This is a genomic window from Pedobacter jaeyakensis (genome assembly GCF_054461315.1).
Map to the genome: position 1 here is coordinate 1,757,468 of NZ_CM136921.1, position 20,926 is coordinate 1,778,393.

The following is a 20,926-nucleotide window of genomic DNA, read 5'->3' on the forward strand; positions in this document are numbered from 1 at the left end:
CAATGAAGAACTACTACAGAATTATGCTCGGAAAGGGCAGCTTGTATGCAAACGAATGCTTTAAAGAGAGTTTTATAGGAGCAGATTTTGGATTTGAGATAGACTTGACAGGCCATCTGCCAGAGAATTGGAGAGAATTCAATAAAAAGTTCATTCCATATTTTCTTACCCAGCATCCTGAAAAAACAAAAGTTGCAGCTGGTTTAGCCTGCGGTGCATTGCATACTGTTGCCAAAGGTATTCATGTAGGAGATATAATATTGTCTCCCAATGGTGCTGGGACATATTTTATTGGTGAGGTAATCGGTGATTACTTTTATCAGCCAGGGAAGTTATTGCCTCATCGTAGACCGGTTAAATGGTTGGCAGAGACAATTGACAGATCGGAAATGAGCACCGAGTTAAAGAACTCAGCCGGTTCGATAGGAACGGTTTCTTTAATCAGTAAGTACGCTTCTGAAATTGAAAGCTTACTGATTGCTCCAGATGTACCTTCGATTGTTGCCACCGATTCTTCTATTGAGGATCCAACGGTATTTGCATTAGAAAAGCACTTAGAGGATTTTTTGGTGCATAATTGGAAATACACAGAACTTGGCAAGTCGTATGACATCTTCGAAGATGAAGGTGAGATAGTTGGTCGACAATTTCCCAGTGATACCGGCCCCATTGATATTCTTGCAGTGAGCAAAGACAAAAAGGAGCTTTTAATCGTGGAGTTAAAAAGAGGGAGAGCAAGTGATCAGGTAGTTGGGCAGATTCAACGGTATATGGGTTATGTTTTACAGGAACTTGCTGAGCCAGGACAATTAGTCAAAGGGGTTATTATTGCTCTGGATGATGACCTTAAAATACGAAGGGCGCTGGCGGTGACTAGTAAAATTTCTTTTTACAGGTATAAAGTGAGTTTTAGCTTATTTAAAAATTGATTTATGTTTGATGAACTAAAGAAATATAAAGAAAATGGTCATTTCTTTTTCAAGCCGCAGGATAGACTATCAGCGGTTTGCAATGCGCCCATAAGATGTAGTGGGATTTATTTAATTTATGCGTTAGAACAGGGAAGGGTAAATTTGATTTATATCGGAATTTCTGGTCGAAAAGGTGAAGACGGAAACATTATTCATCGCAAGGATGGCTTACGGGGAAGATTTTTAACAGGCAAAACTGATGGGATTTTACGCAAAACATATTGGCCACAAAAAATGAAACTAGAAAATATTGAAGCGTTAGATATTTACTGGTATGTGACCCATGGGGACTTAAGCCAAGATTTTCCTAGGGAACTGGAGATTGAATTACTTACCAAATTTCGATCAGTCTATGGAAGACTACCGCGTTGGAATAAGTGTATTTAATTTATTAGAAAACATGCCCATTAGTGGAGATTATCACTTGTTTTATCTTGCTCCAGAATCAAAAGTTTTGTTGGAACAAAGTATAAGTATATACCGGCTCAAGGAACATCAAGAGAATTTGTTTATGAAGTTTAGTTCAACGCTTTAGCAAGAGCAAATATTTCTTTAAAAAGTTGATGTAGCAAGTAAACAATTTATCGCTATTTTAAATGGTTGATAGTTATTTAAAATTTATATCAATGAAAGGCACTAGAATAAATTATAAAGGATTAGAATATAACAAAGATGGCGATCGTCCTGTTGACCTAAGTTCTATACCAAAAGTTACATCAGAAAAGCAATTAAGAAAAGCCCTTAAGAATAAAGAATTTATGTTCATGACAATTGGAGGCGACAAACTGTACGGCATAAATAAGTTAAAGTACAAGAGAAGCCATTTTTTATTAATGGAGCCGAACCCGGTAACTTTCTATTTCTCTCTAGCCTTTGATTCAATCGAACAGCTGGAGAAAGGTAGAAATCTGCTATCAAGTGCTATATTAGACCCGTCATTGACAGAGAAAGCGATGCCATTCAGTTTTGTATTTAGAGTGGCTTCGGTCGGGGTAATTTTTTCATTTTTTGCTATCGAAGCGTTTATGAATCAGATGCTTCCTGACTACGCTTTGATAAACTTTAATGGGAAGTTAGTTGAGAAGGAATACATTCAAAGGTATGTGCCCTTTGATGACAAGATTAAGCGCATTATTCCAGATTTATGTAAAAAGGATTTCGCTGCCAAATTTCCTAAGAAGTTCGATACAATATTTAGGTTGAAGAAGTTGCGTGATGAACTTACGCATTTGAAAGAGAAAAAAACAAACGGCTTTACATCTTATGATAATGTTTATCAGGATATTTTAGATATCAATCTTAAATCAATTGTATCCACTGTTAAATCCTTTATCAACTTTTATTATCCTGGACTGATACAGAATTATAGAAATATAACAATAATTAAATAATTTATAATGAATGATTTAATTTATTTGCCTGAAATTTATTAACTTGTTTAGTGAGTTCAGAATTTATGGATTAATAAATTGGGTAAAGTTAAAAAGCAATCTTCTAGCCAAAGTTTAATAGATTTTGATAATCCTATCTCGCCGCTTCTCTCGTGGCCTGATAACTCAATCTTTCCGCTAAACATAAAAGACTTTACCTCTAAAAGGACAGTCCTCTCAGAGATATGGAGGGATATAAATAATAGCTCAGAGTATTTAATTGTCACAGGATTTACCTCATTGTCTCACTTAATCGAGCTTTTTGGGAGAAAGGCAGATTTTGAGAAACTTAAACATGTTAGAATTGTCCTTGGATTCGTGCCAGAAATAAGAACTCGGAAACTCTGGAAAAGCGTAGAGCTTGAACGTGAAGTAAAAGATTATTGGGCAGAACAAAGTTATTCATTAGCTAATGGTAGTGAAGTCATTAATTTAATAGAACTAATAAAAAATGGGAAAATAGCCTTCAAATTTTCAGATAGGCTACATGCTAAACTTTATATTGGTGAATCACATGCAATTTTGGGCTCAGCAAACTTCAGCAAGAATGGTACTACAATACAAGATGAAGCGAATATTAGAATTGAAAATAATAAAAAGCGAAGATTTGAACAAGACCAGTACCACGACGTCAAACGTATAGGCGAGAATTTTTACACCTTGGGTAGGAATTTCAATGATCAGATAATAGAAATGTTGCACCAGTTGTTGAAGATTACAACTTGGAAAGAGGCACTGGCTCGAGCGATATCTGAACTGATTGATAAACCATGGCTAAAAGATATCCCAGAATTACAGACTAAACTTAATAGTCTGAAGTTATGGCCTTCTCAACGTTTAGGACTCGGGCAAGCATTATATATTTTACAAACTCAAGGCTGTGTATTAATAGCTGATCCAACTGGTTCCGGCAAAACAAAAATGATAAGTAGCTTGCAGCTTGTCCTATATCACTGGCTTTGGGAAACTGGTCGGAAAAATAGATCTTATGCAATAACCATTTGTCCGCCACTTGTGAAAGAGAGTTGGAGTCGAGAATTTGTAGATGTTGAATTCTCTCAAAGCAGTCAAATTTCTTTGGGAGCTTTAAGCTATCCTAAAGGTAGAAATTATAGTTCTTTATTGAAAGAAATTCGCATCGCTAACATTTTGGTGGTTGACGAGGCACACAATTTTTTAAACTCCCAATCAAATAGGAGTGCTAACGTTGGATTACATACTTCGGATAATATCATTCTAGCCACCGCCACGCCAATAAATAAAAAGCCTAAGGATTTAATTCGATTAATTGAGCTTTTGGGCGTCGACAATTTAAATGATGATGAATTGAGTAAGTTTCGTGATTTGAAGCGCCAAAGAAGCTTAAAACGGAACACTCCCGCATTCAATTCTTTGAGGACATATATTGAGAAATTTCTCGTTCGAAGGACCAAATTACAACTCAATGAATTAATAGATCAATCGCCAGAGGAATACGTTAATCGGTCGGGTAACCGTTGTCGCTATCCCAAAAACATCCCTGAGAAATATGAAACTGGCGAAACTGGTTCTGATATTCAAATTGCTGCGGATATAAATTTAGCAATTGAAAATTTAAGAGGGATCCTTTATTTACAGGACTTAAGAAGGCCAAAAGACGGATTAGATTACGAACCGAGTATCTATATTGAAAAAAGGTTAAAGGCTGCAAAAGGCCTCAGTAAATATAATGTGCAAGCAAAAATGCGTTCATCAAAAGCAGCACTTTTGGAACACATAGAAGGTACAGCGGCAGCTCGCAATTATTATAACTTCAGAACTAATAAAGCGGAAACAGGAAATATAATTGGCTCCATTCGCAAGCACAGCCGTAAGTTGCCAGTAAATAGTTTTAAAGACTTTTCTCCAGAATGGTTGGTTGATTTGGATGCGTATCAGAATGCTTGTATTGAAGAAATTGCTGTTTATGCCAGAATTGCTTCTCTGTCAAAGAAAATGAGTGTGTCTAGAGAATTAGCGAAGGCCAGCATTCTTATGGATCTTTTTAAAGAAAATAGGTTGGTAATTGGATTTGACAGTACTGTTATTACACTGGATTACTTTGCAAAAAGAATTTTGCCGGATAGGTATCCTAAAAGTGATATTCAAACATATGTAGTAACTGGAACATCAAGTAAAACTGATATTCATACAATTTTAAAAAGTTTCGATTTAGGTTCAGATAGTAAAAATATTTTGGCTTTGTGTGGTGATGCCATGTCGGAAGGAGTAAACTTGCAACAGGCGTCCTCGCTTGTATTCTTAGACATGCCTAGCGTATTAAGAATGGCCGAACAGCGAATTGGTAGGATTGATAGGTTAGATAGTCCTCACAAACAAATAAAAATATGGTGGCCTGACGATTCTGTAAATTTTGCCTTGAAATCAGACAAAAGATTAATTACAACGATGTTGGATACAGAAAGCCTGATTGGTGGGAATGTTTCTATGCCAGAAGAATTGTTAGAAGACTTTCATGATGAAGTAATTACTGCACAGACGATGATTGAGACCCTTCATGATGATGAAAAAGAAGATCGTTCTTGGGGAGGTATTCAGGATGCTTTTGCAAGTGTGAGAAATTTATACGAAGGATCTAACCCTTTAATTTCGAAGGCGTATTATGATCTTTATAAAGATGTTGATGCTGCCGTTAAAGTCAAACTCAGTATTGGCTATTCTGAGCAACCCTGGGTTTTTCTGGCGATCAAGGGAACAAAAACAATAACCCCTCGATGGTACTTTATTGACTCAAAGGAGATTATTTACACTGAATTAGGCCAAGTGTGCGAGCAGCTTCGGACCCACATTATAGGCACCGAAAATTGGGAAGAAAGGTGGTCGAATAGTGTGCAGACGTATATAAATAAATATGTTAAACTTCTATTGGATAATGAGATTAGCATCTTACCCTGTAAAAGAAAAAGAACACTAGAACTCGCCAAATACATACTTCTAAAAAAAATGGACGAAAGCAAGCGTGACATCTTAAGAACTAAATTGTTAACAGAGACATTGGATATGCTTAATCCAAAAATAATTGAGGGGCAATATAACGTTGATTACTACCACCTTTCTCAACAGTGGCTGGACATTTTTATGCCGTATCTGGCGGAGTTAAAGCAGAAACAAAAACGGAATAACAAAGCGGTTATTACTCTACATAATTTGAAGAAGATGCATCATGAAATTGAATTAACTAACGCAATTTTACAGCGGATACTAGACGAGACGCCGCTAATTACATCCCTTTGGAATCGCGTGGCATCTTGCATGATAGGAGTTCCTGAAACATATCGACAATCGTGATACGAATTATTCTAATTATATCATTCATGAGTGCTTTTGGCTCTATGCTTCTTTTTAACGGTTGCTTTGAGACTCTTGACAAACATAATCAGGTCCTTAAAATTAAAGACATGATTGCTTTGTCATATATGACCCATCAACAGGCAATCGATTATTTGGCAAGAGATAAGAAAAGTGTTTTGGTTTCGAATCGTACCAATCATAAACAGCAAATAACCGAATTCAGTTGGCTGAAAGGTGATTCATCAGTAGATATTATCAAAAGCCAATGGCAAGATGGCAATCAATTATTTCACAGCATACATTGTGATTTTTTTCCGGTTTCTCATGTTAAACAAATTATTGCGCAGTTAAAGTATGAGGGGTTTCACCTTGAGAAAAAGTTTGAAAACAACGAGCTGACCTCTCTGGAATATAGGAAAGGCTTATTTACTATTTCGGTATATCAATATGAAAATAAATCCATGCCGCTAGCTGTTGAACTTCATAAATTGTTTTGACTTCGTTATTGGCAACTTGAAAAGAAATCGTTGGCTCTTTGTGTTTCGTTTCTTAGTTAATGGTTTTGGCGGCAATGGGAAAAGCAATCTGTAACCCTTTGCTATATGATTGATAATGCTTTCAAACAATAGCTCGAATAAGAAGCGGAATAAAAGTTCAAAAATGAATTCCCCTATTAAATGCATCGTGGTTTGTACTTCAATTTGCAGACTCTTCAATCATTTTTTTCAGAAGAATCTTTTCAATGATTAGACATTGAGTTGGGTTAACAGTTACAAATTTTTGATCTGTCAATTGCTTGCATTAAAATTTGATTTATTTATTTAGTTTAGTAATGTAGGTTAGTGCCGATTGGATGTATAAGTTAAATAATATAAAAGCATGATGATACCAGTTAGTTTTCGTGGAATATTCTTCGTTTCAATCCTGATCCTTGGAATGGGCATATTTGTGGTTGTTAATAATTCCAAAGAGAAGAAGGAATATGACAAGTCTACCGGAACCATTGAATACTTCTCCAAAGAATTTCAGGATCTACCAGTACGAGATAAAGGAGACTATCGGTATCTAAAAATTGATGCCTATCCATATGTCTTTGAAATCTATGAACCCAATAGCGAACCAACTCAAAAGTCAATAGATGATTTAAAGGTTGGCGATATGATTGACATCTATTATTACGAAACTGATAACACCAGAGAAGAGGGACTGAATCGCTATGCGCAATTTATAGACCAGAAGGGGCAATCTTACTTCGCTCGTGGTGGTTTTCAAAAGCAACTAGGATTTGTCGTTATCGGGCTAGCCATATTATTGAATGTTATGAGCTTTGCTTTTTATAAAAAAGGTAAGATCAAATGGTAGTAGGTGGAGGTCTACAAACTCAATTTATTTTCTCATACTTATACACCTGCATTTTTCCGCTGGCTTTATAGATGCTATCTTGTTGTTTATCCTTGCGGTACTCGGTCAATACAACTACATCTGAACTTACAAAGATTGCAGGTTGAGCTGATGCGGTTTTTCCCTCCCTGTTAATAAACACAGCAGGTTTCTCCTTCTCGACTGTTGCTGTATACAAATCTCTTTTCCACTTGTAGAGGTTAGTGTCGTCATCACTATAGGCAATGTCTTTTTTACAGCCTAGTGTGGCAATCAGTAGCAATGCTAAGAGTATGTTCTTTGTCATATGAGTTCGTTTTGTTAAAGTAAGTAAATAAAAATGCCATATCCAATCTTCCAGAGTCTGGGAACGTAAATGTTAATTTAGATGAGTAATTTGCAGAGGAGAATTAAAGAAAAATAATTATGGATGCCCTAAAACTCTTAAAAATCCCGCAAGTGGCCTTTCAATATTTTTTTCTATCGACTATAATATCACTGCTTACATTTCAAGCAGCGAACGGCCAAAAGATTACTGGTAAATTTAGTGAAGTAACTTCTTATGGAAAGCAAGTTTTTAATTTCGTTAATGGAAGGTTTGATCATACAATTAGCGGGGATATTGGGGGAGATTTTGGTCGTGGAACATACATGATAAAAAATAGAGTATTGACGTTAAAGTACGAAGCGATAGTCAACGGCCGTGATTCTTCTAATTATACTTTAGAATATCGTGCTGGCGCTTTACCTATGACAGTTGTGTCATTTAAAATATTCGATGATGCTAAAGATCCCATGAGTGGAAGATTATTCTTTAGAGACAAATTTTGGAATATAATTGCGGTTTCAGAATCCTCTATAGATGGCCAGGGAACTGTCTGGTTAAGTCATGATAGCGCCATACGCTATATAGTATTAGAAAGTAGTGGGTATAATCCAGTAATACTTAATATTGATCGATTGAGAAAAGCACATTATGATTTGATTGCAGATATGGTTCCAAGTGTAAAATACTATATAGAACCTAAAGTAGTGAAATACAAAGTGCTGGAATTTACCCCAGGTAAACTGAAATTAATGGAAGAGGGTAGAGCCAGTATGACGCTTTTTAGGGAAAATTGAGTTGGTAAATTTAAGTGGCTTTCCGACATACTTATTACTGTTTGCAGATTGAACTCAGTTTATGATGATGTAATAGCGACTTCAATAGAGGCGAAATACTTCCAATCTTCACTATAACCAGACCACGTAAGGTATTCATTCAATTAAGACTTTCTTTTGCGTTCTATCATCCAGTCTATGAGTTCTTCAAAAAGTTTGCTAAATAAAAAAAGAAGTTCTCCAATTAATTGTATCATGGTCTAGTTTTAACTTCCGGATTCTTCATTAATTCCTTCAACAGGAATTTTATTGTTAAACGTTGTTTCTATATAAAGTTACAAGTTTCAATTTGAAACGCTACGCTTTTAAATTGACATATAGTTTATTAGGATTACATTCTTCAACTATCCGAAATAAGCGCTAATAAACGTCCTCCAGTTATTAATATCACCGGTGAGATATAGCACAAGATAAAAATAGACGTCTCATCTGAACCTACTCAAAAGCCCTAAAATGTGCTAACGACTGCCAGTATTTATCCTTAAAGATCTCATAGACAATTTCTATGTTAGATCTATGCTTCTTTACAATTTGATGGGCAATTTTAGAAGAATCTCTGAATTCATTACAAGCGAAATACACTGTTCGCACACCGTCTGAAGTTTCTTTTCCTACATTCAAATACCCCTCGAAGTCTTTTAATTGCAAAAGTATATCTTCTTCAATAGCGTAAAGCAATTGCAGGGTTTGTGGATCTGGTAAACCGTCGTTGCTGGAACCATCATATGGAAGTTCAAATTTTAACATCCACGGATGTGATGCCTTATTATCCCAGTTTAGTAGTTCGGTATTTATGGTTGCAAATAGCGGATTGCCGTTATTAAGTTTGGTTTCCATAACTGAATGCTCATGCTCGGAAGTATCAATAGTTACATCCTCATATTTTTCTTTAAATTCTTTCTCCCGCCAGATCAAGTAAGATTTTAGTTTTTCTATTGGGATAAGTTTTTCCGTCACTTCATCTTTTGGAATAAATCCAATGTTGTCAATAGTTGTGACCACCCGAACTTCACCAAGGTAGTTGTCAAGAAAAACGTAGAAACCCGTGGCCATATCTTTATAGTTTTCATGGGTTAAGTCGTTATGGGTTATCACAAGCGAAATTTCATCTGGGTATGCAGGCAGTTCTTCAGGATAAAAACTAATGTTGTCTTTATTGAACTTGTATCCGTTCATGTTTACACCAAAACTCTCAATATCGGTTTCGGGCTTGTGTGCGGTAAATTTCCAGCCTGGTATTTCTGGTGCCGCCGCAACAAGTTCTTCAACAAAGACCAGATTCTTTACAATGCCGTCTGCTGTTAAAACCAGCTCAGCGGTGCCCTCCTTAAGCATTCCTGTCAGGAAAAAATATCCTTCCTTGAGTTCATTCAATTTTGGAGAAAGCTTGTTAAAGAAGTCTTCTTCTATGTTTTTATGTTTTTTTACAACGGCATGAAAGGTTTTGGCGTTATCTGCAAACCAATTCCAGAAACCTTCATTTGAATTGATTACGGATTCCTTTTTACCGAATATACTTTTTAAAATGCCCATGTGTAAGCGATAATTTTAAGCAATATAATTAATTCGATTACAATAGATAAATTAGAATATATTGGTTTGGTTAAGGTATTTTACTGCAACCAATTAATGTGCACCGGTATTGTAAAGCGAACTGGGACATTTTTTTTGTTGCATATGCCGGGTATCCATTTCGTCATCCTAATTGTTTTAAGTCCGGCAATCTCCATAGCATTATACTCAGAAGCCTTTTTTTTAGGAATCTCTTCCCCAATAATGCTGCCATCAGCATCCACGACAAATGAATAGATGAACGTGCCTTGTAAGATTTCTGGTGGGGCGATACTCTGAGTCCCTTTTTTTAATAACGCATAAAATTTCTCCATGCCGCCGGGGTACTGAGGTTGGACATCTAAACTGGAATATTCGTAAATATATCTTTTCAGCTTGGCATCATAGCTTTTAGTGCAGGTATCTTGAAAATCTTGCTGCGCCTTTGAGCTTATAAAGCCCCCTGGAAGGAATATTAGAAGCAGTGTTTTTTTAATTTTCGAGCGCAGGTTCATAGTCCAATTTAATTAATTATTTTACATTGCAGTAGAAACTTAATTAACGCCCTAATATGAGATATTTAATTATCGTTGCATTCCTTTTTTCTCTTAACGCCCAAGCTCAAACCCTTCTAAAATTTGATAAAAGGAATGCGCAGTGTGAAGACCAATGGGTGGCGTACCAGAAGACTGAAAAAGACACTGCCTATTTATTTGGTTACATTTACATTGATTCACAGGCAGGTTTAACATTTAATTACGAGGGCACATTTAAGATAGATGCAGCCGGTAGGTATATTCCTGCACGCGTTTTAGACAATTCAACGATGAAGGTTAGACTTGAGCCCCACAAAGGAGTCATTGCGATCATTCCAGAAGAGAAATTTGCCGAATTGGGTGTTAAAGCCGTACCGGAATGGCTTGCTATTTATAAAACTGGTGAAAATACGATCGAACGTCTACAGCGATGGGGTTATTTTTACAACGCCTATGACATGAGTGGCAAAGCGCTAACTTATCTAGAAAAAGCTTATCAATTGAATCCGAAATTTGCTGGTGTTGAATTTGAACTCGGTTATGCTTATAATGCTTTAGGTCAATTTAATAAAGCTGTCGAAGTCCTAACCGACGCTATAGCAACCTCACCGAAAGAATGTTATCTGTACAAAGAACTATCCTATGCAAACATTCATTTACAGAAGATAGATGAGGCATCAAAAATAGCTCTTAAAGGGATTGAAGTTTGCGACGAAAAGCCAATCAAAGCGGAAATAGCATTTAACATCGCTGGGGATTATTTCAATAAAAAAGACTTAACAAACTTTACTGCCTGGGCAAAGGAAACCAGAAAATGGACAACCAAAGACGATCAATTTTCAAAGTATCTGGATGACATGGAGTCTAAATTAAAGAAGTAAACTAATAGCCGGCTATCATAAAACTCTTTTTCCCGTGTAAACCACTTCCCTTCCTTTGTCAACAGTGTTGCTCTGTTGAACGGTGATGTTGTCTCCATTAAACTCACATACAAATTTTTCTGTATGAGGACTTTCAATATACCTCAGGGTTAGCGCTAAGTGATGATCATCGGTCCAGGAGTAACTGCCCGCTACTTTTGCCGGAAACAGCATGGTACGGATCTCTTTTGCACGGGCAGTTAGTGAAGGGCCTGGCTTATTAGTTGAGCTTGAAACCCAGCTACCCGCACCAAACGTTAAGCTATAGTTTGCTGTATCACCTTTCAAGCTTACCTGGCATTTGCCATCTCCGCTAAATTTAAATGCGATGTTGCTAATTTTAGATTGGTCATTCTTTAGCGTGTAAGACTTTCCATTGATTTCGGCAACAAGTCCGCTGTTGTTTTTTTGATTTGGCGGCAATGCCAGTTCCTTCAATGCTTTTTGCAATTCCGCCACAGCAACTTTGTTTTCCGGTAGTTTATTGGCTTTCATTGCTGGTAGTAGGTACCTCCACACCAGGTCTATCTCTCCCTGCATGTCGGAAGTTTCAGCCGTGATGGCGATTACCGCATCTTGATCTGGCATCACAATCATGTATTGGCCAAAAGCACCATCACCGCGGTAAGCATTGTTTTTGCATCTCCACATTTGGTAGCAGTATCCTTGTTCCCAGTCGCTCGCGTCACGATTCGCCTTTGGCATATCTGGATGCTGAATTATTTTTACGGAACTGGCTTCTTCTGCCCATCCCAATGGCAAAATTTGTTTACCGTTCCATTTACCCTTCTGCAGAAACAGCTGTGCAAACTTGGCCATATCTTCGGTTTTGACGCGTAATCCCCAACCCCCGGTATTGACTCCTTTTAAATCAGTTTCCCAATCTATATTTTTAATGCCGAGTGGCTCAAACAATCTTGGCGTGAGGTATTGTAGTAAAGTCTGACCGGTTACTTTCTGCACAATGGCCGAAAGCATATAGGTTCCCAACGAGTTGTACAAAAACTTAGTGCCGGGTTTATGGACGATAGGTGCTGCTAAAAAGCTTCTTACCCAATTGGTATCAGCAGATACGTAACTAGGTTCGGGATCTTGCCCGTCTGACATGATCAGGGCATCTCTTACGGTCAATTGAGCGAGGTTTTCACTAATCGTTGCTGGTGTTTGATCTGGAAAGAAAGAGATGATTTTGCTGTCGAGTTTTATTTTACCTTCATTGATGGCAAAACCAACCGCCGTTGCGGTAAAACTTTTGCTGCAGGAGTACAGCGTATGCCTCAGCTCCGGACCATATGGGTTCCACCAGCCATCTGCAATCACCTTACCGTGGCGCAGCAGCATAAAACTATGGAACTCTGTTTTGCTGCTACGGGTTGCATTCACAAAATCCTGAATGCCTTTGGAATCAACTCCTTCTTGCTCTGGAGTACTATGTGGTAAGTGTTGAGCGCTTACTGGAACATAAATAACGATCTGCAACAGCAGAAGAAAGGAGAGGGTACGAAGTTTAAAATGCATATTTGGTTAAATTAGGCTGCAAGGTTTTATAGAAATTGAAGATAGTGAATTGTTTGCGAAGGTTATCACAGAAAAGCCAATGGTGTTTTAAATTCGCGGTATTTATTCTTTCAAAAATTTTAGGTGTATACAATAGATCGCAGAGTGAAAACTTGGTAAAGTCAAGCTAGGACAGATCAATGCCGTGGTGAAAATTGTTTTCATGCCCATTTTTCGATAAAGTTTAAGAAGGCCTCTTTGTACTGATCGCCAACATTGATCTGCATTTTGCCAATATGTAATGAGTTTCTTGTCATCGAAGTAACCTTATCTAGCGAGACGATGAAAGACCTATGCACACGCATGAATTGTTTGGATGGTAGTTTCTCTTCCAACGCTTTTAGGCTGGTTAAGGACAAAACGGGTTTTTCTGCATTTTTTAGCTCAACTCTTACGTAGTCTTTGAGCCCCTCAAAATACAGGATATCATTAAGTGCGATACGCACCAATTGGTATTCAACTTTCAAAAAAATGTAGTCAGCTTCCGGTTGTTCCCCTCCGTTAACATTGGGTTCTATTCTTGCAGGCTTGGTCATCAGTTCAGCATACCGTAATGCTTTTTGCGATGCACCTAGAAATTCTTCATAGTTAAATGGCTTTAGCAGGTAATCCAGTGCGTCAACCTTAAAGCCTTCTAAGGCAAACTGGTTGTATGCGGTTGTGAAGATGATGCGGGGTTTGCCCGCCCCTTTATCAAGTACGCGTGCCAGCTCAATGCCATTAAGGTCTGGCATTTGAATATCGAGAAATATCAGGTCTATTTGTTGGGAATGTATTGAACCTAGTGCATGCATTGCATTGGCATATTTGCCTGCCAGTCTTAAAAACGGGGTTTGCTCCACGAACTTACTTACCTGGGCGAGGGCCAGCGGTTCATCATCAATCGCAATGCAATTTAAGGTCATGAGAGATCAAGCATTAAGTGAACAATATACTTATTTTCAGCGGTACGTTCATCAATAGACAATGTATATTTACCAGGATAAAGAAGTGCTAATCGCCTGCGGGTATTGACTAGCCCTATGCCTGAATTAAGCTCCAATCTCTGACTGTTATCCTCCAAGACGAAATTCTTTAAGATAAAGAACAGCTTGCTGCCTTCTTGGATCATCCTTAAATCTATCTGGCTCTCTTGTGTTGTGCTTACACCGTATTTAAATGCATTTTCAAGGAAGGGAAGGAGCAGCATTGGTGCCATAGGCATATCGATTATTCTATCTTGAATTTCGATGTTGAGCCTCACCCGATCTGTGAGTCGCAGCTGCATTAGACCGATATAGTCATTTACAAATGCTATTTCTTTTGATAATTGCGTATGCCCCTGCTGAGTTTCGTACAGCAAGTATCGCATCATACGGGATAACTGGTGAACGGCGTGCCCTGCCACATTTGCATCCACCTGTGTAAGGATGTAAATGTTATTTAGTGTGTTGAAAAAGAAGTGTGGATTGATCTGTGCTTTGAGTAAGGATAACTCTGAAGTGACTTGTTCTTTTTCCAACTGTTCTGCCCTTTGTTTATCTTTTTGCCATTTCCAAATGGTGGCCATACTTGTACTGATGACAAGAACCAAAACGGAGATTACCAGTGTAAAGATTTGCAAGATATTTTCTCCGCGATGCGCCAGCACCTGTTTCATTACGCGTTTAAGAAAAGCTTCATCTAAAAAACGGTTAAGGTTAAGTAAATGATCATTCCACCCGTCGAGGATAACTATAGCGATAATTAGTCCGATGATTATTGCACCGTAATGTGCGGGCTTATCTTTTAAAAGGAATTTTGGTACCAATACCAGTGCGTTGATATAAAATGCTACTACTAACAATGCAAAAGTGATAATTTGCCTGATCCATAATCCGTAATGAATATCTAGTCCGGAAAATATGGGCAGGTAGAAAAAAACACCAAAGCCAAATAAGCCCCAGGCTAGCACATGGATTAATATGGTGATATATTTGCTTTTCGACAATTGTTGCATGTAACCTAAAAGTAAGCAATATCACCGATTGGACAGTGAATTGCAAATGCAACCGACGGCAGGTTGTTTTCTATAGATGAACAGCCAATTGTTATCTCTATCGGTTTAGAGGTATCCTTCGTCTATGACTGTTAGCTCATGGTCTATTTCATTTTATTGCAGGATTTTTTAAAGTTGTTTTGTGTGAATAATTTGATTTATGACACTGAAATATTTGTTGTTATTTGCTGCTTTAATATTTACTGCACAGGGGTTTGCCCAAACGGGGAGACAAGTAACAGGTGTGGTTAAAGACTCAACCGGCACATTGCTTGCAGGTGCAACAGTTAGATTAACTTCGGCACGGGACAGTCTAATGGTGGTTTCCACTGATAATGGCAGGTTTACCTTCGATTCTATACATGAAAATCAGTTCAGTCTGGTGATAACTTCTTTAGGTTATGAAGGTGTAAGACGCACCTATAAACTCGCAAGTGGCAGTGGCACAGCCGAATTGGCACCTATTGTTTTAAAAGCCGACCTTATAATGCTACGTGGCATTACAATTAGCGGAGATATGGCGGTCAGGATAAAAAATGACACATTAGAATATAATGCTGCGGCTTATAGCGTACGTGAAGGGGCGGTTTTAGAAGATGCTATTAAAAAAATGCCCGGACTTGATGTAAGTAAAGACGGCAGCATCACTGCCCAGGGAAAAGAAGTAAATAAAGTGCGTTTGAACGGCAAAGATTACATGGCGGGTGACGTAAAAAGCCTTACCCGCACTTTGCCGGCCGATTTGGTGCAGAATGTACAAGTGATAGATGATTATGGAGATAAGGCAAGTATTACTGGCATTAAAGCCGGCGCTTCTCAAAAGGTGCTCAATATTAACATTAAGAAAGACAAGAACCACGGGTACTCAGGACAAGGCTCTGTAGGCGGAGGCTCTCGTTATGTGGCATCTGCAAATATATTTGGTTTCCGGGATAAGCGTCAAATCACCCTGTCAGGAGATTTTAATAATACCAACACAAGCTTGTTCGATTTTAGCGGTGAGGGAAGAAAGGGGCCTGACCTTTCTGCCGAAAAGCAAGCCGGGATTACCACTGCCCGGGCAGTAGGTGTCAATTATCGTGATGAATGGGGTAAGAAAATAAGTATTTATGGAAGTTATAGCTTTGCCAATAACTCGGTACATACGAGAACACAATCGATACGAGATAACTTATCTGTTAAGGCTCCCTCAAAACAGTATAGTTCGAGCAGCCGAAATGACCGAAACCTTTATCACCGGGCGAATTTTAATGCGGAGTACAAGCCGGATACTTTAAACTACTTCAGGTTTAGCCAAAAGGTTTATTGCGGTAGTCTAACAAGCAATGAATATTTCATTAGCACATTGCGATCTGCAGGTTTGGGCCAAGAGCTGATTTCGGACTATACGAGAGATTTAGAAGAACGGTCGCACACTCCAAATTACAACCTCACTTTACTCTATAATCATAAGTTTCAGAAACGTGGGCGAAATATAAATCTGTTGTTGACCGGCGGCAGGGGAACTGGCGAAAAGTACTACAATCCGATTTACAATTATAGGTCTGGTGCAGCAAATGTACCTGTTAACCAATTGATAAATGCCGATAACCATACTGATAGCACTGGAATAACCCTTTCTTTAACTGAACCTCTGGGACGAATCTCCTACCTGGAGTTTAATTTGGATTACCACAAATCCCGCACGGAGGTTGCTAGAGTAACGGACACTTTAGCCGCTCCTGGTATTGTAAATCGTGATTTTGACTTGAGCAATGCATACACGTTCAATTTTAAAACCAGTCAGCTTAGTTTGAATTACCAGTTAATAGATAAAAAGTACAATTTCACTGTTGGCTTAGCTGTTCAGCCTAGCGCGCTGGAAGGAGCATCATTGACCAATTTTCCTGTTTCACAACGAAGGGTGAATGTCTCGCCCATTTTTAGGTATGTATATAATTTTTCAGACCTGCAGGCGGTTTCAATTAATTACCGGGGAGCTAGTAGTTCGCCTTTGTATTATCAATTGCAGCCCGTTACCGATTTTACTAACGCAAGTTATCCCATTCAGGGTAACCCTCAACTGGCACCAGAGTACAATAACAATGTGCAGATTGGCTATAACAAATTTATAAACGGCACTGGCAATATGTTTTTTGCCAATTTGAGTGTGACGCAGACAGACCAGAAAATTGTGGCTAACACAATCACGTATCCGCAAAACTATACTGCCGATCCAAAGCTGGCAGGTGCTATTCTAACAAAATATCAGAATGCATCAGGGTTTTATAGCGCGTCTGCGTATTATGTGTTTTTAAGGCCTTGGGCGAAAAGGAAGTATAATTTCTTTTATAATGGGAATATCGCCTTCAATAACAATATTTCCTACCTTACTGATGTGCTGGATGCTGATGGGAATAATCAGGCTACGCGACAGAACACTGGAAAGAATTTGGTGCTTACTCAGGGGACACGTTTCAGCATAGATTTCGCTAACGTTGTAGAAGCTGATATTAGTGTGAACTATACGTTCAACAAATCAGAAAATTCAAACGCTCAAGCTATTCTTGATAATATGTTCAAAATAACTACGCTATCTACAAACGGTAGGTTCTATTTCTTAAAGGACTGGTCGCTAAGTTACAGTTACAGTAAAGTGATTTATACAGGCTTTAGTAATGCAACAAATCCAAACTTATTGAATACTTACTTTGAGTGGCGTGTTTTAAGAAAAAATCCGGGCACGTTGCGTTTTTCCGTGTATGATGTATTTAATGAAAATACTGGGTTTAGCTCTAGTCAGAATGCCTATGCCAGTACGCAAAGTAATGTAAACAGGTTAGGAAGATATTATCTGCTATCTTTTACGATCAGATTGCAAAGATTTGCAGGTAAGCCGAGCGAAGGCAGGATGAACGGTGAGCGCAGTGGCGGTTAGTGTGACTATAATTGATGAAAAAATAAATAATAAAATATGAAACAGCGAATAATATTGGCATTCCTTCTCCTTGCGTATTGTGCATTTCTTTTTAAAGTAATGGTGCTTAAAGATGTTCCTATGATAAGGGTTGGTACAATGATGTTTAGCTTCGGAGGATCGCAAACTGGTCCGCCAAATTTAATTCCATTTAAAACTATTTTGGTTTACCTGTCTGGGGAAAAGGGTTGGCTGATAGGGGGCATTAATATTATTGGCAACATCATTTTGCTTATGCCAGTTGGATTGCTTATTCCAATGGTGTTTGGTTATAAGTCATGGAAAAAGGTAATTCCATTTGCCGTTGCTGCTGGCATTTTAATAGAGGGCACTCAGGTAGTTTTGAGATTGGGAATATTCGATATTGATGATGTGATATTGAATGGGTTGGGTGTGATGATTGGTTATTGGATATTTATAGCGCTGGCTAAAAAAATACACTCTGTGAAGGCGAGAAATGTGATTATTGCAACAATGGTAACTGGTGTTGTTACTATGGGTGCTGTTGTATACGGTTTCGGTTTTTACCAGGGAGGTTCAATGCCGGTACGGTTAGATTCCAGGCCGGAGCAAAGGAGCGTGGGTGGAGGTTCTTCGGGTCAAGGTGCTGACCCATGTGGTGGAACCGGGGGACTTGGGAGGATTGTAAACATAAAGAATCATATGATAACGATTGAGCGATCTGACAAGGCTAAAGAAGTTCTTAAAATTACTGCAGAAACAGTTATTGAAGATTCGACTGGCAAAATTTTAGAAGCAAATTTGAAAGTAGGTGACCGGGCAACTATTGTTACTATGGAGACTGACAGGAATGGGATTAATATTGCGGCTGCAGTGTTGGTATGTAATACTAAATAGTTATTATCACATTATTAGCTTTGGTAAGTTGGGAAGAACTTTTTTTGGTTAAGTATCTTCTGATCTGGGAATTTATTCCATAAAGTTGAGCCTAGTATAAGGAGGCTGGTAAACTTTATTTGTTCGCCGTTCTTGAAGTGATTATAAATACTTCAAATTCGCCCCAAAGACTTCTTCTGTAATGCAGCCCATAGGAAATAATGGTAGAGATATCTTATAAAGTGTTCACCAGTTTCTTCAGATTTTCAATCGTTTTTAAGGTATTGTACTAAAATAGTTTTACCAGATTTAAAGTATACTTTAAAAATAGTAATGAATTTTTATAATCATGATAAAGGAAAACTAGTTTTATAAAGTGTTAGGGATGGGATACACTTAACTTGCATCGCGATTACTTAATCTTTTTAAGGTACATTCTTCGCATGACTTGGCGTGGTTCTCCGAGGAAAAGAAATTTATGTCTTGTCAAAGCACTACCTTTTTTGACGACGTTTCCGTGTATATCGTATGACCACAACTTTTTTCTGCCGATTCTGAATTTATAACTCCTATGTGAGGTATCTGAAAGTTCCAGCGGGTTTTCCTGGTATAATTTCAGGTTCACCGGATAGTAGCTGAGTAGTAAATCACGACCTTTTACACTGTAGTGTCCGCTGTCATCAAAATTGATCAGATCACCACCAAAATGGTATTTAAATGTGGAGTCATTTCTCAATATTAGCCTGCTCCCAAAAAATCCATATAATGCGCTATTGGTGCGATATTTACCTTCAATGTTTCGGGTTGAACAGCTTACCAATGCAAGCAATAGTGCATATATAAGACATTTCAATTTGCGATTTGTGAGCATTAGGAGCATAGGATTAATTTACCTTGCTCAATTTAACAAATAACTCTGGAATACCTAAATTGGCGCTGCTTTCCTGGATCTTCCACGTGGATGCCTTAATAGCAAGAGCTGTTTCATATCACGTTTCCGTGTCAGTATAAACTAAAGTTTATTAAAATTGCTGCTTGTCCGATTGGAAAGAGTTGTCATAATTTGTATTATCGTATGGCAGCTTTTTAGGACTCGCTTCATACTCATTCCTTCCAATGTCGCCATCAGCAAACAGCATCCAAAAACCGTATAATGGAATAAATTGCCACCAACCCTCATTTCCTCTGTCATGACATCTTTTTGCGCCCTGAGCGAAGATAAACCAAAATAGAGGTATCGTTAATAGAAAGAACAAAATTATTGATGTCGCAGTCGGCAGCGATAGTAAGGTGAACGTACTTCGGTTACCGATCACCGGCATAGTTGAAGTTAGTATTTTTTAATAAATGGCAAGCCAGGTAGATACTTGTTGTCTCTCTTGCTGGAAGGGATTAATTCATTATTTGAGAAGAATTATTATATTAGAGAAACCAAATATTTAATATGAAAGCTAAATTTATCGCTCTGACAATTGCCCTGTCTACTTTTTTTATGCTCCATACTTTTGCTCAAAATATCAACATAGTTGGCACATGGAAGCTGGTAGGTCAAAAAGTTATAAATCCGGATGGCAGTGTGCTTACCACTGATAGTGCTCATCTAAATCAGATCAAAATGTACACACCAACAATGTATGTTGTTGTTGGAGAAGTAAAAGTGCCTCAGTTGGACAATAAGAAAATGGTTAATAATTGTGCAGGTGGTCATTACACCATAAATGGCGATGTTTATCAAGAGTTTACAGAATTTGCATCTTGGAAAGGCTACAAGGATATGAAGGTAAAATTTAAGCTGACGATGGAGAAGGGCAAAATGCATACTGTCGGTTCTTTGTCTGGTAGTGATGGTGCTGTAACCATTTACGATGAATGGTACACAAAAGTGGAGGTTCCTGCTCAAAGTAAAGAGCTGGTAGGCACTTGGAAAGCGACATCGCAAAAAGTAACAAGGCCTGATGGCGGGGTGCTAACTACCGATAGCTCCTCGCTGAATATGCGTAAAATTTTTACCCCTGGGATGGTTGTTGTTGTACAAGAACGGGTTATACCTCAACAAGATAACCAGAAGCTTGTAGTGTCTTGTGCAGGTGGTTTATATACCTTAAATAGTGGTGTTTATAGTGAAATGATCAGTTTTGGTTCATACAAAGATTTTGATAGTGGAACGGTAAAATTCAATTTGAAAATTGAAAACGGTAAACTGCATACCTTCGGTACGATAACTCATGTAAGTGGTCAGGTTGCCATTTATGATGAGTGGTATGTAAAGCAAGATTAGGC

19 protein-coding genes are annotated in these 20,926 nt (G+C 38.1%); 11 read left to right on the forward strand and 8 right to left on the reverse strand.

All coding sequences use genetic code 11. From position 1 onward, the window contains the following. The first annotated feature begins 2 nt into the window (after nucleotides 1-2). From ACXZ1K_RS07820 to ACXZ1K_RS07845, 6 genes are all read left to right on the forward strand, one after another. Nucleotides 3-929 carry an endonuclease NucS domain-containing protein gene (locus ACXZ1K_RS07820; RefSeq protein WP_458972821.1) on the forward strand — a complete coding sequence of 309 codons (927 nt, stop codon included), beginning with the start codon at nucleotides 3-5 and terminating at the stop codon, nucleotides 927-929. A 3-nt stretch (nucleotides 930-932) separates the two neighbouring features. Beyond that, nucleotides 933-1,358: a hypothetical protein gene (locus tag ACXZ1K_RS07825; protein WP_458972822.1), complete on the forward strand. Its 426-nt coding sequence runs from the start codon at nucleotides 933-935 to the stop codon at nucleotides 1,356-1,358. Between the two features lie 239 nt (nucleotides 1,359-1,597). Next, nucleotides 1,598-2,362, forward strand: a complete 765-nt coding sequence (locus ACXZ1K_RS07830) for a hypothetical protein (RefSeq protein ID WP_458972823.1) — start codon at nucleotides 1,598-1,600, stop codon at nucleotides 2,360-2,362. A gap of 78 nt (nucleotides 2,363-2,440) precedes the next feature. Next, nucleotides 2,441-5,728, forward strand: a complete 3,288-nt coding sequence (locus tag ACXZ1K_RS07835; RefSeq protein WP_458972824.1) for an SNF2-related protein — start codon at nucleotides 2,441-2,443, stop codon at nucleotides 5,726-5,728. Between the two features lie 26 nt (nucleotides 5,729-5,754). Further along, nucleotides 5,755-6,228 (forward strand): hypothetical protein, encoded by a 474-nt coding sequence (locus ACXZ1K_RS07840; protein ID WP_458972825.1) that lies wholly within the window; start codon nucleotides 5,755-5,757, stop codon nucleotides 6,226-6,228. A 382-nt stretch (nucleotides 6,229-6,610) separates the two neighbouring features. Beyond that, complete coding sequence (locus ACXZ1K_RS07845; protein ID WP_458972826.1) at nucleotides 6,611-7,093, forward strand: hypothetical protein; 483 nt, start codon at nucleotides 6,611-6,613, stop codon at nucleotides 7,091-7,093. 19 nt (nucleotides 7,094-7,112) lie between these two features. Here ACXZ1K_RS07845 and ACXZ1K_RS07850 read toward each other — a convergent pair whose 3' ends face one another. Then, complete coding sequence (locus ACXZ1K_RS07850; RefSeq protein WP_458972827.1) at nucleotides 7,113-7,418, reverse strand: hypothetical protein; 306 nt, start codon at nucleotides 7,416-7,418, stop codon at nucleotides 7,113-7,115. 119 nt (nucleotides 7,419-7,537) lie between these two features. On the opposite strand from ACXZ1K_RS07850, the gene ACXZ1K_RS07855 reads away from it, so the two are divergent. Beyond that, the gene (locus tag ACXZ1K_RS07855) at nucleotides 7,538-8,233 is read left to right on the forward strand and encodes a hypothetical protein (protein ID WP_458972828.1); all 696 of its coding nucleotides are present in this window, start codon (nucleotides 7,538-7,540) and stop codon (nucleotides 8,231-8,233) included. Between the two features lie 474 nt (nucleotides 8,234-8,707). On the opposite strand, the gene ACXZ1K_RS07860 is transcribed toward ACXZ1K_RS07855, so the two are convergent. Together ACXZ1K_RS07860 and ACXZ1K_RS07865 are read right to left on the reverse strand one after the other, a co-directional pair. Continuing rightward, nucleotides 8,708-9,805 carry a DUF695 domain-containing protein gene (locus ACXZ1K_RS07860; protein WP_458972829.1) on the reverse strand — a complete coding sequence of 366 codons (1,098 nt, stop codon included), beginning with the start codon at nucleotides 9,803-9,805 and terminating at the stop codon, nucleotides 8,708-8,710. An 80-nt stretch (nucleotides 9,806-9,885) separates the two neighbouring features. Next, on the reverse strand, nucleotides 9,886-10,338 hold the full coding sequence (locus ACXZ1K_RS07865; protein WP_458972830.1) for an energy transducer TonB: 453 nt from the start codon (nucleotides 10,336-10,338) through the stop codon (nucleotides 9,886-9,888). 56 nt (nucleotides 10,339-10,394) lie between these two features. Between ACXZ1K_RS07865 and ACXZ1K_RS07870 the strand changes: the two genes are divergently transcribed. Next, nucleotides 10,395-11,240, forward strand: coding sequence for a tetratricopeptide repeat protein (locus tag ACXZ1K_RS07870; RefSeq protein WP_458972831.1), 846 nt, complete (start codon nucleotides 10,395-10,397; stop codon nucleotides 11,238-11,240). Between the two features lie 15 nt (nucleotides 11,241-11,255). Here ACXZ1K_RS07870 and ACXZ1K_RS07875 read toward each other — a convergent pair whose 3' ends face one another. The 3 genes from ACXZ1K_RS07875 to ACXZ1K_RS07885 form a co-directional block, all read right to left on the reverse strand. After that, nucleotides 11,256-12,797: a serine hydrolase domain-containing protein gene (locus ACXZ1K_RS07875; RefSeq protein WP_458972832.1), complete on the reverse strand. Its 1,542-nt coding sequence runs from the start codon at nucleotides 12,795-12,797 to the stop codon at nucleotides 11,256-11,258. A gap of 200 nt (nucleotides 12,798-12,997) precedes the next feature. After that, the gene (locus ACXZ1K_RS07880) at nucleotides 12,998-13,741 is read right to left on the reverse strand and encodes a LytR/AlgR family response regulator transcription factor (protein ID WP_458972833.1); all 744 of its coding nucleotides are present in this window, start codon (nucleotides 13,739-13,741) and stop codon (nucleotides 12,998-13,000) included. Continuing rightward, entirely contained in the window at nucleotides 13,738-14,814 is a 1,077-nt protein-coding gene (locus ACXZ1K_RS07885) for a sensor histidine kinase (RefSeq protein WP_458972834.1), read from the reverse strand. The genes ACXZ1K_RS07880 and ACXZ1K_RS07885 overlap by 4 nt, the downstream gene beginning before the upstream one ends. A 199-nt stretch (nucleotides 14,815-15,013) precedes the next feature. Between ACXZ1K_RS07885 and ACXZ1K_RS07890 the strand changes: the two genes are divergently transcribed. Beyond that, on the forward strand, nucleotides 15,014-17,770 hold the full coding sequence (locus tag ACXZ1K_RS07890; protein WP_458972835.1) for a TonB-dependent receptor: 2,757 nt from the start codon (nucleotides 15,014-15,016) through the stop codon (nucleotides 17,768-17,770). 36 nt (nucleotides 17,771-17,806) lie between these two features. Continuing rightward, on the forward strand, nucleotides 17,807-18,667 hold the full coding sequence (locus tag ACXZ1K_RS07895) for a VanZ family protein (RefSeq protein WP_458972836.1): 861 nt from the start codon (nucleotides 17,807-17,809) through the stop codon (nucleotides 18,665-18,667). 391 nt (nucleotides 18,668-19,058) lie between these two features. Here the strand turns inward: ACXZ1K_RS07895 and ACXZ1K_RS07900 are convergent, their stop codons facing one another. Continuing rightward, nucleotides 19,059-19,517 carry a hypothetical protein gene (locus ACXZ1K_RS07900; RefSeq protein WP_458972837.1) on the reverse strand — a complete coding sequence of 153 codons (459 nt, stop codon included), beginning with the start codon at nucleotides 19,515-19,517 and terminating at the stop codon, nucleotides 19,059-19,061. A 151-nt stretch (nucleotides 19,518-19,668) separates the two neighbouring features. After that, nucleotides 19,669-19,968 carry a DUF805 domain-containing protein gene (locus ACXZ1K_RS07905; protein WP_458972838.1) on the reverse strand — a complete coding sequence of 100 codons (300 nt, stop codon included), beginning with the start codon at nucleotides 19,966-19,968 and terminating at the stop codon, nucleotides 19,669-19,671. Between the two features lie 122 nt (nucleotides 19,969-20,090). Here ACXZ1K_RS07905 and ACXZ1K_RS07910 point away from each other — a divergent pair, with 122 nt between their 5' ends. Beyond that, nucleotides 20,091-20,924 (forward strand): hypothetical protein, encoded by an 834-nt coding sequence (locus ACXZ1K_RS07910; protein ID WP_458972839.1) that lies wholly within the window; start codon nucleotides 20,091-20,093, stop codon nucleotides 20,922-20,924. The last annotated feature ends 2 nt before the right edge of the window (nucleotides 20,925-20,926 follow it).

What these genes read in the sequence shown, in the direction of transcription:
- ACXZ1K_RS07885 (WP_458972834.1), bottom strand. Translation starts at nt 14,814, where the DNA reads ATGCAACAATTGTCGAAAAGCAAATATATCACCATATTAATCCATGTG.
- ACXZ1K_RS07820 (WP_458972821.1), top strand. Translation starts at nt 3, where the DNA reads ATGAAGAACTACTACAGAATTATGCTCGGAAAGGGCAGCTTGTATGCA.
- ACXZ1K_RS07840 (WP_458972825.1), top strand. Translation starts at nt 5,755, where the DNA reads ATGAGTGCTTTTGGCTCTATGCTTCTTTTTAACGGTTGCTTTGAGACT.
- ACXZ1K_RS07895 (WP_458972836.1), top strand. Translation starts at nt 17,807, where the DNA reads ATGAAACAGCGAATAATATTGGCATTCCTTCTCCTTGCGTATTGTGCA.
- ACXZ1K_RS07850 (WP_458972827.1), bottom strand. Translation starts at nt 7,418, where the DNA reads ATGACAAAGAACATACTCTTAGCATTGCTACTGATTGCCACACTAGGC.
- ACXZ1K_RS07825 (WP_458972822.1), top strand. Translation starts at nt 933, where the DNA reads ATGTTTGATGAACTAAAGAAATATAAAGAAAATGGTCATTTCTTTTTC.
- ACXZ1K_RS07900 (WP_458972837.1), bottom strand. Translation starts at nt 19,517, where the DNA reads ATGCTCACAAATCGCAAATTGAAATGTCTTATATATGCACTATTGCTT.
- ACXZ1K_RS07830 (WP_458972823.1), top strand. Translation starts at nt 1,598, where the DNA reads ATGAAAGGCACTAGAATAAATTATAAAGGATTAGAATATAACAAAGAT.
- ACXZ1K_RS07870 (WP_458972831.1), top strand. Translation starts at nt 10,395, where the DNA reads ATGAGATATTTAATTATCGTTGCATTCCTTTTTTCTCTTAACGCCCAA.
- ACXZ1K_RS07865 (WP_458972830.1), bottom strand. Translation starts at nt 10,338, where the DNA reads ATGAACCTGCGCTCGAAAATTAAAAAAACACTGCTTCTAATATTCCTT.
- ACXZ1K_RS07890 (WP_458972835.1), top strand. Translation starts at nt 15,014, where the DNA reads ATGACACTGAAATATTTGTTGTTATTTGCTGCTTTAATATTTACTGCA.
- ACXZ1K_RS07905 (WP_458972838.1), bottom strand. Translation starts at nt 19,968, where the DNA reads ATGCCGGTGATCGGTAACCGAAGTACGTTCACCTTACTATCGCTGCCG.
- ACXZ1K_RS07860 (WP_458972829.1), bottom strand. Translation starts at nt 9,805, where the DNA reads ATGGGCATTTTAAAAAGTATATTCGGTAAAAAGGAATCCGTAATCAAT.
- ACXZ1K_RS07855 (WP_458972828.1), top strand. Translation starts at nt 7,538, where the DNA reads ATGGATGCCCTAAAACTCTTAAAAATCCCGCAAGTGGCCTTTCAATAT.
- ACXZ1K_RS07880 (WP_458972833.1), bottom strand. Translation starts at nt 13,741, where the DNA reads ATGACCTTAAATTGCATTGCGATTGATGATGAACCGCTGGCCCTCGCC.
- ACXZ1K_RS07875 (WP_458972832.1), bottom strand. Translation starts at nt 12,797, where the DNA reads ATGCATTTTAAACTTCGTACCCTCTCCTTTCTTCTGCTGTTGCAGATC.
- ACXZ1K_RS07845 (WP_458972826.1), top strand. Translation starts at nt 6,611, where the DNA reads ATGATGATACCAGTTAGTTTTCGTGGAATATTCTTCGTTTCAATCCTG.
- ACXZ1K_RS07910 (WP_458972839.1), top strand. Translation starts at nt 20,091, where the DNA reads ATGAAAGCTAAATTTATCGCTCTGACAATTGCCCTGTCTACTTTTTTT.